The following is a 14,017-nucleotide window of genomic DNA, read 5'->3' on the forward strand; positions in this document are numbered from 1 at the left end:
TTTCAATAAGCACAGGTCAGGTGATTATGATGATGATCAAAGCAAACGGTGAAGCAAAATTCATGGCGTTGTATGAAGCGCTGGCAAGCGAAGTCAGATGGAGGATTATGAGCCTCATTGCAGATAATGAAATGAATGTGAAGGAGATCGCGGCTAAGTTAGAGCTTAGCCCTTCCATAGTTACTATGCATATCCGAAAGCTCGAACAAGCTGGACTTATAGGAAGCCACAGGGTACGCCTAAACGGAGGAACGCACAAAATGTGCTTCCTTAAACAAAAAAGAGTTGAGATCGAACTCCCCACTGCCACTCAAACCCCGAGGATCAGAGAGCAGACCATTTCAGTCGGTCATTATACTTCGTTTGATGTTCAGCCTACATGTGGTCTTGGGACACAAGAGAAAGAAATTGGGGTTTGGGACGATCCCCGCTATTTTCTGGATCCCGAGCGGGTCAACGCCGGCATTTTGTGGTTTGGGAGAGGTTACGTAGAGTACAAAACGCCTAACTACTTACTTCCCGGTCAAATGCCCGACGCCATCGAGATTTCAATGGAAATTGCTTCTGAAGCCCCGGGCTTGAGAGATCATTGGCCTTCGGATATTGAGTTCTTTTTTAACGGTGTGAAGCTTGGAACTTGGACCAGTCCGGCAGACTTTGGAAGAGCGGCACGAGGCATATATACTCCGGATTGGTGGCATCGGAATGTAAATCAATACGGGTTATTGAAGACGATCCGCATTGATACTTCGGGCACATTTATTGATGAAGAAAGGATGTCGGACATTACTGTCGCAGATATTTTGCTACGGGAACAATTCTGGACGCTTCGTTTCGCAGTTGACGAGAAGGCTGTTAATGTTGGTGGTTTGACACTTTATGGGGCTGGATTCGGTAATCATGACCAAGATATTTTAATTCGTGTGTACCTAGGAACGATGACCTAATGAAGCAGGATATTTCAGTTATAGTTGTTTTCTCCATGCAGTTTATCAGCTGGAGCTGGTAAACTAACCATATATTGAAGGAGTTGAGAGGAGAGATATTCTGAATTATAACGAGGTTATTAAAATTGCTGATACACACATACTTCCATTAGTGATGGAATTGTACGGATTGGAAGGTTATGAAATCAGGCTTATCAATGCACATGAAGGAGGACGGAATGTTGCATATAACTGTGATAAAGCTGATTCTGAAGCAAAAATAATCAGAATTGCCTTCTTAAGCGACAGAAGCCGAGAAGATATTCTGGGTGAAGTGGAATATATCAGGTACTTGTACGAGCATGGCGGCAGTGTTTCGAATGTGGTTAACTCCCAGAAGGGGAATCTGCTGGAAACGATAACTCTTAATAATCATACCTTTTTTGTCTGCTTGTTTGTAAAGGCCAAGGGGGGTATGCTCGTGGAAAATAATTATCAGTATCGGGAAGGCGTTCCTATTACGGAATACTATTATAACTGCGGTAAAGTCCTTGGAAAAATGCATCAATTATCGAAGGGATATACGCCTGTCCATTCTCGGTATGATTTTTTTGATAAATACAATGCCGATTATATAGATAAGCTAATACCTGACTCGTTATCTCTGTTGAAGGAGAAGCTGGTAGATCTCCTTACAACGTTAGAAGGGATGGACAGGCATCACGAGTCTTTTGGGATGGTCCATTTTGATTACTGCGATGGGAATTATATGATCGATTTTAATACAGGGCAAATAACTGTGTTTGATTTCGATAACTCCTGTTTTTGTTGGTATATGTATGACCTGGCAAATCTCTGGACACTTGGAGTGGGCTGGATACAATTTGAACAAGATACTGATAAACGCAAAAAGTTTATGGATGATTATTTTAAAACAGTCCTTGGTGGCTACAGATCCGAGACCAGGATCGAAGATTCGATGTTAGATACATTGCCATTATTTATCCAAGTAACCCTCATGGAAAACATCGTTGATGCATTCGAGGTAATGCGGAACAATGGTGAAGAGCCGGAATGCGATGAAGAGCTGTCATATCGTATAAAATGTCTAGAAGACGATATCCCATATGTAGGGTTTTTCCATGAAATTTACTCATGTGATGAACCCTTTGAGTATGAGGAACGAGATATTTAGGATGATGGTGTTTATGATATGCTGCGGATAAATTCATAGTAGACTCAAATAAGCAGGAGTTGGAGTAAAAATGGTTTACGAAAAACCGGAATTGACCATGAGTGAAATTGAAAAAGTACTGTGGAATCATCTTGGACAGGGAGCAGCTGAGATTACACCGATGTCTGGCGGCAATATTAGCAACGTGTTTTCTTTTATTCTCGAAGGAAAAGACTATGTTGTTAAATTCAGCGATTTGGAACGAGCATATGAGACCGAACAATTTGTATCCAATTTGCTACTCGACCAAGGTATCCCTTTCCCAAAATGTTTGGGGTTAGGGAGGACTAATCAGTTAACCTATTTGATCATGGAGCGAATGGAAGGTCGCAATCTATCCGATTGTTCAGCAAAGGAACAAACCCGGCTGATGCCTGGAATTATCGGCATTTTAACAAGAATGGCCGAAACGGATATTGGGGGAACTAACGGGTATGGTTGGATCGGGCCTGACGGCAATGGCTCCTATTCATCTTGGAAAGACTTCGTCATTGCTGTAAATGCGGAAGATCAGACGGGGACATTCTGGGAGAATTGGCATGAACTCTTCCGCACGTCTTGCTTGGAAAGAGACGTATACGAAGAAATCTATAGTCGTTTGATGACCTACGTACCCTATAATGAATCTAATAGAAGCTTTATACACGGAGATTTTCAACAGTGGAATATTTTGTCCAACGGAACAAGGATAACCAGCATTATTGATGGAAATTGCATGTATGGCGATTCTCTCATAGACCTTGCGATTCTCGACAAGCATATGCCTTGGTGTAATGTCATTAACGCGTATCAAAACTATCAAGAGAAAGCTAGAATAGTGACCCCGAATTTTGAGGAGCGGCTAATCGGTGCCTATTATTTTAAGGGACTCGATGGACTTCGATTCTATGCTAAGATGGGCTGGACAGATGCTTATCAGGACACACGGCATTTTCTTTTAAACCTGAAAGCGTAATAACTATACACTTTACCTTATCCTATACATTTACATTTACTAGCCGCATAATTGCGGCTTTTTGTATATAAATATCAAATTTATAGGAGCAAATTCCCCACTGAGATTATTGACCTTAGACTTACGACCTGTAATAATTGCACCTGAACTTGCCATTAATCCACTATCTATAGCTTTGTTCAACTTGATAAAATGTAAGCGCAATCATTTAATCTATCGATTGGAGGAGTATGGCATGAAAAAGATTGGGGCAGGTTTTATATTCTTACTTGTGATGTGCGCAGCCTTATCCACAACTGCGTTCGCGAAACAGCCTTATTCATCCTATTGGTTTCCGGAGCAATTGCTTCAGTGGAGTCCGGCATCCGACCCGGATGCGGCATTTAACCGGAGCACAGTCCCGCTGCAGGACCGTTTTGTAGCAGATGGAGTCAACGCTCATGCAACCAAAGCGCCAAAAGTCATGGCTTTATCAGCACTGAACCCGGGAACAAGCGGAGTTCCATCGCAGGGTTCAAGCAAATTCGAAGCTAACACATTTACCTATTGGCAATATGTTGACAAGCTGGTCTATTGGGGTGGTTCCGCGGGCGAAGGGATCATCGTACCTCCAAGCGCTGATACGATCGACGCAGCTCATAAAAATGGCGTGCCGATTATCGGAACGGTGTTCTTCCCACCAACCGTATATGGCGGGAAGTATGAATGGGTCAAGCAGATGCTTCAGCAGAATAGTGACGGCTCCTTTCCTGCTGCTGACAAGTTGATCCAGGTTGCGAGCCATTACGGATTTGACGGCTGGTTTATTAACCAGGAGACTGAGGGCGGAACACCGGCCGACGCACAGCAAATGAAAGCTTTCCTAAGTTATCTGGAATCACACAAGTCAAATTCTATGCACATCGTATGGTATGATTCCATGACCAATGAGGGCAGTATCAGTTGGCAAAATGCACTTAACGACAAGAATGCGATGTTCCTGCAAGACAATAAAAAGCAAATTACAGACAATATGTTCCTGAACTTTTGGTGGAAGGATCTTAAAAGCTCGGCAGAGAAGGCTAGAAGCTTGGGCAGAAGTCCATATGACTTGTATGCAGGCATCGATGTCGAAGCCAAGGGTTACGATACAAAGGTGAACTGGAATCTGTTGTTTCCGGATAAAGATCCTGCCGTTACTTCCCTTGGTATTTACCGCCCGGATTGGGCTTTTAACAGCGCAGAGAGTATGGAAGAATTCTTCGTACGCGAGAACAAATTCTGGGTGGGTCCAAACGGGAATCCGAGTAACACCTCGAGCGATCAAGCCTGGAAAGGTATCGCAAACGATGTGATCGAATCATCACCAGTAAATGAGCTGCCTTTCACCACTAACTTCAACACGGGAAGCGGACAGAAATATTTTGTACGAGGGAAGCAGGTGCGGGATAAGGGCTGGAACAACCGGAGTCTGCAGGATATTCTTCCCTCCTGGCGCTGGATTGCAGACAGCAAAGGTACCCCGCTTTCACCAGTGCTCGATTGGTCCGATGCCTATTACGGCGGCAGTTCGCTGAAGGTATCAGGCGTGCTGAACCCTAACAATGCGACACATCTGAAGCTCTACAAGACCGACCTTAAGATCGAAGCAAGCACAAAGCTGTCTATTACGTACAAAACACAAAATAAGCCAAGCCTGAAGGTTGGTCTCGCTTTCGCAGACCATCCCAACCAATATGTCTTCCTTAACGTGAAGGATAAGACATCGCCAGACTGGACTACTGAAACATTGAATTTGACCCCATACAAAGGGAAACGGATCGTAGCGTTGTCACTGTATTTTGACTCTAAGGATGCGATTAATAATTACAACATTCAAATTGGCCAGCTCTCTATTCAAAATGCTAATGACTCGATCAAACCATTGCCCGCGGTTCGCGATCTTAAGGTCACTCAATCCGATTTCCGCAATGGTATTTATGGAGACGCCCGATTACAGTGGAAACAGCTTGACCAGCAGGTCAAACAATACGAAATCTATCGTGTACTGCCAGATGGTAGTGAAATGTTCATAGGTGCAACACCAAATCATGTGTTTTACGTTCCTGAGATACGAAGAATAGACAAAGAAACGGTCACAGTATTGAAGGTTGTTGCCATCAATGGAAGATACGAGCAAGGTCAACCCTCTAGCGTGAAGATCAGCTGGCCGGATTATCCAAAGCCGATTGCGGAGTTCAAGGCTGATCGAACCCTAGTGGCTCCAGGCGAGAGCGTAAACTTCACCGACCTGTCGACTGAAGTGACAGAAGGATGGTCATGGACCTTCGAAAGCGGAAGCCCGGCGGTCAGCACATCGAAGAACCCAGTTGTGACATTCGCTCAGGAGGGCGTTTATAGCGTGACGCTAACTGCAACCAACAGCTCGGGCCAAGACACAATTACGAAAAAAGGGCTCATCACAGTGAGCAAGGAAGCTAGCGCAGTGAAAAATCTGGCACTTGGTAAAACTGCAACAGCCGATCATGCCTGCGGGGAAAAGGAAGGGGCACCTAACGCCGTAGATGGTAAAGTGACGGATAACAGTAAATGGTGCGCAATTGGCAATCTGCCCCATTGGCTTCAGGTTGACCTCGGCGCCGAACATCAACTCAGCACTTTTGTCATCAAGCATGCTGAGAGCGGAGGAGAGTGGTCCGGTTTTAATACCAGTGATTATACGATTCAGGTCAGCAGCGACGGAACGAACTGGACGGATGTTGTCAACGTCCAAGGAAACTCGGCTGCCGAGTCGACTGATTCAATTGCGTTAGTAAAAGCCCGCTATGTAAAATTATTGATTCTCAAACCTACGCAGGGAGCCGATACAGCAGCGCGGATCTATGAGTTTGAAGTGAAGGGATTATAATATACCCTATTACGACATTCTAATATTACAGCAAATAAACCGTAGGCCACTTGAGGGGCTGCGGTTTATTTGCTTTAACACTAATGATAGCTGAAATCAAAAAAAAGAACCTGATTTATCTCATCAGATTCTTATATATTGCATATGAAAAGACACGATGATATAATCAACTCACGACTGATATTCAAAGGTTAGGCATAATAATTGCATCTTATATATTTATATTATCATGCCGTTAAATTCTTGTCAATTTTTTTCTCAATTTAATAGTTAGGAGCGATAATAAATGCGTTCTTTAGTTCTCGGTTTTCAGGAAGTGGACAATACACAGCTTTTGCTCGTTGGCGGAAAAGGGTTAAATTTAGGGAGATTATCAAAAATAGAAGGAATACAAGTACCAGAAGGATTCTGTATTACAACAGTAGGATATCACCAAGCCCTCGAACAGAACCAAACGTATCATGCTTTGTTGGATCAACTAACTATGCTAAAAGTAGAAGATCGGGATCAAATCGGTGAAATCAGTAGGAAGATTCGGCAAATCATTATGGAAGCAGAAATTCCTTCCGATGTTGTGAAGGCAGTTTCTCACTATCTCACCCAGCTTGGTGATGAACATGCTTATGCAGTGCGTTCTAGTGCCACCGCTGAAGATTTACCACATGCCTCTTTTGCAGGTCAACAAGATACCTATTTAAATATCATCGGCATAGAAGCAATCCTTCAGCATATCAGCAAATGTTGGGCTTCTCTATTTACGGATCGTGCCGTAATCTACCGTATGCAAAATGGATTTGACCACAGTCAAGTTTATTTATCCGTTATCGTTCAAAGGATGGTTTTTCCACAGGCTTCAGGGATTTTATTTACCGCTGATCCGATTACTTCTAACCGGAAACTGCTATCCATCGATGCTAGTTTTGGACTTGGCGAAGCACTGGTCTCTGGCTTGGTATCTGCCGATTGTTATAAAGTACAGCAAGAGAAAATTGTCGATAAGAGAATAGCAACCAAAAAATTGGCTATCTACGGACTAAAAGAAGGCGGAACAGAGACCCGGCAGATCGACCTCGAACAGCAAAAGACTCAAACACTTACTGAACAACAAATTTTAAAAATAGCAAGGATAGGCAGACAGATTGAAGCCTATTTTGGTTGCCCACAAGATATCGAATGGTGTTTGGACGAGGATACATTTTATATCGTCCAGAGTCGGCCAATCACGACTTTATTCCCCATCCCTGAAGCGAATGATCAAGAAAACCACGTTTATGTATCTGTTGGTCATCAACAAATGATGACAGATCCCATGAAACCGCTGGGATTGGCTTTTTACCTGTTAACGACTCCTGCACCTATGCGTACAGCTGGCGGAAGATTGTTTGTTGATGTCACATCAAGTCTTGCTTCACCTGGCAGCAGAGAAATGATCATAGAAGCCTTAGGTAAATCTGATCCCCTCATAAAAGACGCACTCATAACCATCGCAGAGCGAGAAGATTTTATAAAATTTTCGGCAGATAATGAAAAAGCTTCTACTCCGAGTAAAAGCAATACAAGCCTGCCACCTAGTGATTCTCAAGTACAACTCGAAAATGATCCGACAATCGTTTCTGACCTCATTAAGAGCAACCAAGCATCGATAGAAGAGTTGCAACAAAACATTCAAACCAAATCAGGGGCGGAGTTGTTTGATTTTATTCTGGAAGATATGCAGCAATTAAAGAAGATTCTATTCAACCCACAAAGTATGCGTGTGATTATGGCGGCTATGGATGCTTCAGCATGGATCAATGAAAAAATAAACGAATGGTTAGGTGAAAAAAACGTAGCAGATACGCTTTCTCAATCTGTACAGGGCAATATTACTTCGGAAATGGGTCTGGCGTTACTCAATCTCGCTGATGTGATTCGACCTTATCCGGAAGTCATTGATTATTTACAGCAGGTTAAAGACGATAATTTCTTAGATGAACTGGTTAGTTTTGAGGGTGGGCAGGAAACCCAAGAGGCTTTCTATGACTATCTCAGTAAATACGGAATGCGATGTACCGGAGAAATCGATCTTACAAGAACTCGTTGGAGCGAAAAACCAACTACACTTGTCCCCATGATTCTTAGTAATATCAAAAACTTTGAACCTAATGCTGGCCATCGGAAATTTGAGCAAGGTCGACAGGAAGCTTTGAAAAAAGAACAAGAGCTATTAGATCGATTGAAGCAATTACCCGATGGTGAACAAAAAGCTAAAGAAACAAAACGAATGATTGATCTCATCCGGAATTTCAGCGGGTTTAGGGAATACCCCAAATACGGTATGGTTAATCGCTACTTCGTTTATAAGCAAGCTTTATTAAAAGAAGCCGAACAACTCGTACAAGCAGGAGTTATTCCTGAAAAAGAAGATATATACTATTTAACGTTTGAAGAACTTCGCGAAGTCGTAAGTAGATGCAAACTGGATTACCAGATCATCAGCAAACGAAAAGAAGAGTACAAATTATATGAAAAACTAACTCCACCACGTGTTCTCACGTCTGATGGTGAAATTATTGCGGGTAAGTACAACCGAGAAAACCTCCCAACAGAAGCTATTGTAGGTCTAGCGGTTTCTTCCGGTGTTATAGAGGGACGAGCGCGTGTCATCTTAAACATGGAGGATGCTGATCTAGAAGATGGAGATATATTAGTTACCTTATTCACTGACCCTAGCTGGACTCCATTGTTTGTATCTGTAAAAGGCCTAGTTACTGAAGTTGGTGGACTAATGACCCATGGGGCAGTTATTGCGCGTGAATATGGCTTACCAGCAGTTGTCGGAGTGGAGAATGCTACCAAATTGATAAAAGATGGGCAACGAATTTGTGTGCATGGTACAGAAGGCTATATCGAAATATTGTAATGGTTGAATCACGAATGTAGTTTGACAAATCGAATCTTTTGAATTATTTTTAATAGTGAATTTTTAATTCATTATTAAAGGTGAGGGGCAATATGCAGTCTAAAAAAGACGAAGTAAAACAGGAAATTGAATCCGCTGCTTTAAAGGTATTTTTCCGAAAAGGCTTTTCTGATGCCAAAATGAATGATATTGCCGATGAAATTCAAATTTCTGTTGGCAATATTTATACTTATTTTAAAAATAAAAAAGAGTTGTTCTATTCGGTTGTTCCCCCGTCTTTAGTGGACTATTTGAAGAATGTGCTAGTGGAAAATATTCGTATCGATAACCAGACTTTTTTTGATGATGTTAATAATGAGAAAAAATCAGCTATCGTTCAAGAGCAAATAAATATATTAACCCAGTACAGCAGGCAGATTGTCATTATTTTTGAAAAGAATAAAGGGACCGTATATAGCAATGCCAAAAACGAGCTGATCGATCTGATGATCGAAACTAAAAGACCCTATATAAAAGATCATTATAAAAGATACGAAATCGGAACCGAAGAAAATATGATTCTGCTGAAGATCATCGCGAACAATGTCATCAATATGATTCTGGATTTATTAAAGCACGAGATGAGCGCCGATAGCCGGAGAAGGATTTTTGAGGCATTAAGCTTATACTGGCTGCATGGACTAAAAAGCTTAAACGAATAACATCAATGCGCCGAATTTAGGTGTGGGGTAGAACTGGGGCGCAACGCAGCAATGAGGGACAACCAAGTGGATATGCACATTTAGCATCTACGAGGGTCCCTATTTTTTTAATCCAATAATGAATTAATTATTCATTTTTGGGCGGTGTAATCAAGAAACGGGGGAAGTTACGATGAAGACAGGTTATGCGTTTATGGACTGTAATGTTATTTATGGAGATGCGAAAAAAGGGACTGATTCCCATATGACGATTTTGATTGATGAAAACGGCTTGATTCAGGAGATCGGGAAAGCAAGCGCTGTAACTGTCCCCACCCATTTCCAAACGATCGATTGTTCGGGGAAATATGTGATGCCCGGTCTCATCAACGCGCATGTCCATCTTTTTGCCGATGGTAAGCCGTTTACGCTGTCTGCCAGTGAAGGGCTGCTGAATTTTGCGTTTCATCATATTTTGGATACGAGACTGGGCAGAAACATGTTGAAGAGACGGATGAAAAAAAATGCCCTAACCGCACTGCATTCCGGAGTAACAACGATACGTAGCGTAGGTGAATTTTTTTATACTGATGTTCAGTTGAGGGATGATATTAAGGCAAATCAATCTATTGGACCTAATCTTTTGGTATCTGGGTATTTCCTGAGCGTAACGGATGGCCACGGTGCACCTTATTTGGCTTTGGTCGGTGATTCACCATGGGAAGGGAGAAGAAATGTAAGAATCAATGTAAAAAACGGAGTGGACCTAATCAAAATATGTGTAACTGGCGGGGTCACTGATGCCAAAAGGATCGGAGAAGCAGGCCGCTTGCAAATGACGGAAGAAGAGGTGGCTGCCATTTGCGAGGAAGCTCACAAAATTGGGATGCGTGTGGCGGCACATGCAGAAAGTACCGAAGGTGTAAGAGTTGCGTTAAAGGGTGGAGTGGATACTATTGAACACGGCGCGGTGATGGATGAGGATATGATCAGGCTGTACAAAAATAATCCCAGAGCCTTAAAGGGCTACACCGCTGTGATTCCTACTTTACAAGCAGCTTATCCCAGTGCGAAATTAGATCCGATCCTGACAAAGTTGAATACAACCATTAAGGAAAATGCCCGGCTTGTGTATGACTCTATGTTAACAGGGCTACAGCAGGCTATAGAACATGATATCAAAATCGGTGTGGGAACGGACGCTGCTATGTCCTATGTAACCCACTATGATCTTTGGCGTGAGCTTGATCATTTCATGCGACAAACAAAGCTGAACGCAAGTGAGGTTATTGAACTAGTAACCAAATCAAATGCAGATATTTTGGGAATCGATCACCTGACAGGTTCTATAGATGTGGGCAAATATGCGGATTTAATCATGATGGAGCAAAACCCATTGGAGAACATAAAAGCTTTGTCTGATGTAGCTATGGTTATGGTCAGAGGGAATTTATTACAAACACCATCTGTGACCAGAATTCAAGCAGTGGACGAGCTGCTGGATACGGTTTGGATTTAGGAGTTACTCAGATATTCCAAAACAAAAGAAAAACCCCCTCTTTACTATGGAGTAACTCCATACCTTATGATACCCTTTGTCAGGACAGATGACCTATGTAAGCCTGCAAATCATCAATCACTCAAAGGAGACAAGGATATGGATCAACAATTGAAGCAAAAGAATCAGTTAAAACAAATTAGCGAGATAATAATGAATTGTGTCGAACGTGATGAGGAGAAGATTGTTCAGTTCTTCTCAAGTCTAGTTAAATGTGAAACCCCTAGCCCTCCAGGTGATACGCGTGAGGCAATGGCGATGGTTCAGAGTTACCTCGACATCGAGGGACTTCCGTACAGGCAAGTCAACGCCAAAGATACCATGCCAAATATCATTTCTTCGGTGCAAATGCCAAGCGAGGGTAGGTATCTGATGTTCAACGGACATCTCGATGTACTGCCTGCTGGAGATGAACCCGGGTGGACTGACGATCCATGGAGCGGAAAGATTGTGAACGGTCGGGTATGGGGACGCGGGACGTCAGATATGAAGGCAGGCGTAACGGCGATGCTTTTCGCCTACACGTATCTATCACAATTACGCGATCAACTGAAGGGCAAACTATCGCTTACCATCGTCTCCGATGAAGAGACTGGATATGGACGGGGCACCGGCTTTATGTTCGAGCAGATCGAAAGCGAAATGGAAGCCGACTGCGTCCTCAGCGCCGAACCCTCTGGAACGGATGCGATTTCGTTCGCCTCGAAGGGTTACATGCAGTTTTCTGTACGAGTGGCGACACGGGGAGCTATATCCGGGTATCCTAACGAAAGCAAAAGCTCGATCCGTATCGCCACCGATATCATCCGCGACCTTGACGAGTTGGAAGGTATCGAAGTAGACGTTCCCTCCTCGATTACGGATATACTCTCTAATCCGCAGCGGCGTGAACAGTACAACGAGTCCAGAGGAGAAGGTGCGGCTGAGATTCTGCCATTAATCACGGTTAATGTTGGTACGATCGAGGGTGGCAATTCACCTAGTGTCATTTCACCTGATTGTATATTCTCGGTATCCGTTGTTCTTCCAGTCGGAGCTGATCCGTATACGATTTTCTCGAAAGCCAGAGATATTGTTGCTCGCTATCCCGAAGCAGAAATCAAATTGGAAGGCGTCGATTCGGCGGATGTATCGGATCCAGACAGTGAGATGGCTAGGATCTTGCAGGAGACGGTAGAAGATTTGGGGTGGAACAAACCGGTGCTGGTTCCTGATGTTGCAATTTCCGATTGTCGGTACTGGCGTTATCGTGGTACGCCTGCTTTCTGGTATGGTCCGGACGGAAGCAATTGCAGCGCGGCCAATGAGTCGGTATCGATCAAGGAATTGCTGCATCTGGTTCGCACCCATGCCTTAGCGGCAACGCAGTACCTCATGAATAATTATATAGAAGAAGACACAGAAGAAAAAAGTGTTGAAGGATCAGCAGTGTCTGAAGAAAAACCTAAGTTCGCTGCACACAAACCAGAGATCAAATCGCTGCCGGCTCTGCGCGTCGCCCGCATCATGGCAAAAGCGAAGAGCTTTAATCACATCAACCTTATCATTGGTCCAATGTTTAATCAGCTCTACCTCAGCCTTACCCAGGCAGGTGTGATTGTTGGTGCGGTATCGCTAGCCACCTTTGAGGAAGACGTGGACGGTAACGGGTTAATTGTGACTGCCGCATTTCCTGTCGGACCAGAGGTTGTCTCCGGAGACGGATTCGAGGTCGTAGTACTCTCTGGTGTTGAAGCGGCTGTAACGACGGTCCACCGTGGCTCAGAAAGCACTGCTGCCACCTGGAATAATCTCCGACGTTGGATTAGTAGAGAGGGGTATCGGTCTCAGGAAGTATACCGCGAGTTCTACATCGTGGCTCAACCGAATCCGCAAGAGCTCTGGGCTACCGAGTTGCAGCAACTCGTCACACGACGCTAAGCTATAAATTAAATTTTCTACTTTATAGCAAGACTGATTTTCGTGACAAAGTCTTCTCCTCTATTGGTTGACAATGCATTGACCAAATATTCTTCATAAGCATTACCGGATACATGAAACCCTCTATCCCTAATTTCATTTAACAGGAACGGATAAACTTCCGTTATGCTCTCATAGCTGCCTTTATGATAAAGAATGGCATAAAGACCTGCGGATTTTAATTCGGCATTCGGAGTTTCAGTGTGAACAAACAAACGTTCAACTCGGTTAAACCGACCATGCAAGATATCCTCTTTGCTAGTCACAGAACCAATGAAAGCTGGACCTTTCATTCCTGTTTGCTCTAAAAAAACTTCATAATCGTAATTCCATTCTTCGTTAGAGGTATCACCGGTACGTGGATTCGGGGCACTATATATCACGTGTTCCTCCGGTAATTCAACGATTGTAACTTCACCTAGTGTGGTATTTATTAATTCTTCTGATATGGATGTCAACTTCGAAAGGAACCAATAAATTTCTTGTAGCTTTTTAATTTCTTCTTCCACCTTTATGAGTTGTTCTTCAGCAAGCTTGGTCAATTTCTCCGAGGAAGGTGAACTGAAATAGCTCTTCAGATCTTTAATAGGAAAGTTCAACGATCGGAGTGATTGTATAGCCCAAAAGGTATCGAGCTGCTGTATAGTGTAATATCGATATCCGTTATCGCTTATTCCTGCTGGTTGAAATAGCTTTATTTTGTCATAGTAGAACAATGTATCTTTTTTGATTCCGAATAGCTTAGCAAATTCACCAGTATAAAAATTCGTTAGATTTTTTCTAATCATGAGTAAATTATCCTTTACTATAGAGTAAGTCCATACCCAATAGTACCATTTATACGGAAAGATATCATTTATACTGCGGTTTAGATGTAGTTACGATTGCCATTCCACAGATCACAGAACAAGAAACT

At 43.0% G+C, this 14,017-nt stretch carries 9 protein-coding genes; 8 read left to right on the top strand and 1 reads right to left on the bottom strand.

Annotation, left to right across the window (positions count from 1 at the left end):
- Window positions 1–32: 32 nt before the first annotated feature.
- From PODO_RS15025 to PODO_RS15060, 8 genes are all read left to right on the top strand, one after another.
- Window positions 33–947: an ArsR/SmtB family transcription factor gene (locus tag PODO_RS15025; protein WP_036677185.1), complete on the top strand. Its 915-nt coding sequence runs from the start codon at window positions 33–35 to the stop codon at window positions 945–947.
- A gap of 154 nt (window positions 948–1,101) precedes the next feature.
- A complete protein-coding gene (locus PODO_RS15030) occupies window positions 1,102–2,121 on the top strand; it encodes a phosphotransferase enzyme family protein (RefSeq protein ID WP_170914197.1) in 1,020 nt (339 codons plus the stop codon).
- Between the two features lie 70 nt (window positions 2,122–2,191).
- Complete coding sequence (locus PODO_RS15035) at window positions 2,192–3,115, top strand: phosphotransferase family protein (protein WP_038571204.1); 924 nt, start codon at window positions 2,192–2,194, stop codon at window positions 3,113–3,115.
- A 235-nt stretch (window positions 3,116–3,350) separates the two neighbouring features.
- Window positions 3,351–6,002: an endo-beta-N-acetylglucosaminidase gene (locus tag PODO_RS15040; RefSeq protein ID WP_038571207.1), complete on the top strand. Its 2,652-nt coding sequence runs from the start codon at window positions 3,351–3,353 to the stop codon at window positions 6,000–6,002.
- Window positions 6,003–6,288: 286 nt separating this feature from the next.
- Window positions 6,289–8,904, top strand: a complete 2,616-nt coding sequence (gene ppsA / locus PODO_RS15045; protein WP_038571209.1) for a phosphoenolpyruvate synthase — start codon at window positions 6,289–6,291, stop codon at window positions 8,902–8,904.
- A gap of 92 nt (window positions 8,905–8,996) precedes the next feature.
- On the top strand, window positions 8,997–9,605 hold the full coding sequence (locus PODO_RS15050; RefSeq protein ID WP_038571215.1) for a TetR/AcrR family transcriptional regulator: 609 nt from the start codon (window positions 8,997–8,999) through the stop codon (window positions 9,603–9,605).
- 172 nt (window positions 9,606–9,777) lie between these two features.
- Entirely contained in the window at window positions 9,778–11,103 is a 1,326-nt protein-coding gene (locus PODO_RS15055; RefSeq protein WP_038571217.1) for an amidohydrolase family protein, read from the top strand.
- Between the two features lie 192 nt (window positions 11,104–11,295).
- Window positions 11,296–13,062 carry a M20/M25/M40 family metallo-hydrolase gene (locus tag PODO_RS15060; RefSeq protein WP_169744771.1) on the top strand — a complete coding sequence of 589 codons (1,767 nt, stop codon included), beginning with the start codon at window positions 11,296–11,298 and terminating at the stop codon, window positions 13,060–13,062.
- A gap of 17 nt (window positions 13,063–13,079) precedes the next feature.
- Here PODO_RS15060 and PODO_RS15065 read toward each other — a convergent pair whose 3' ends face one another.
- Complete coding sequence (locus tag PODO_RS15065; RefSeq protein WP_038571223.1) at window positions 13,080–13,889, bottom strand: MerR family transcriptional regulator; 810 nt, start codon at window positions 13,887–13,889, stop codon at window positions 13,080–13,082.
- Between the last annotated feature and the right edge of the window lie 128 nt (window positions 13,890–14,017).

The organism is Paenibacillus odorifer (assembly GCF_000758725.1).
Taxonomy (GTDB): Bacteria; Bacillota; Bacilli; order Paenibacillales; family Paenibacillaceae; genus Paenibacillus_AQ; species Paenibacillus_AQ odorifer.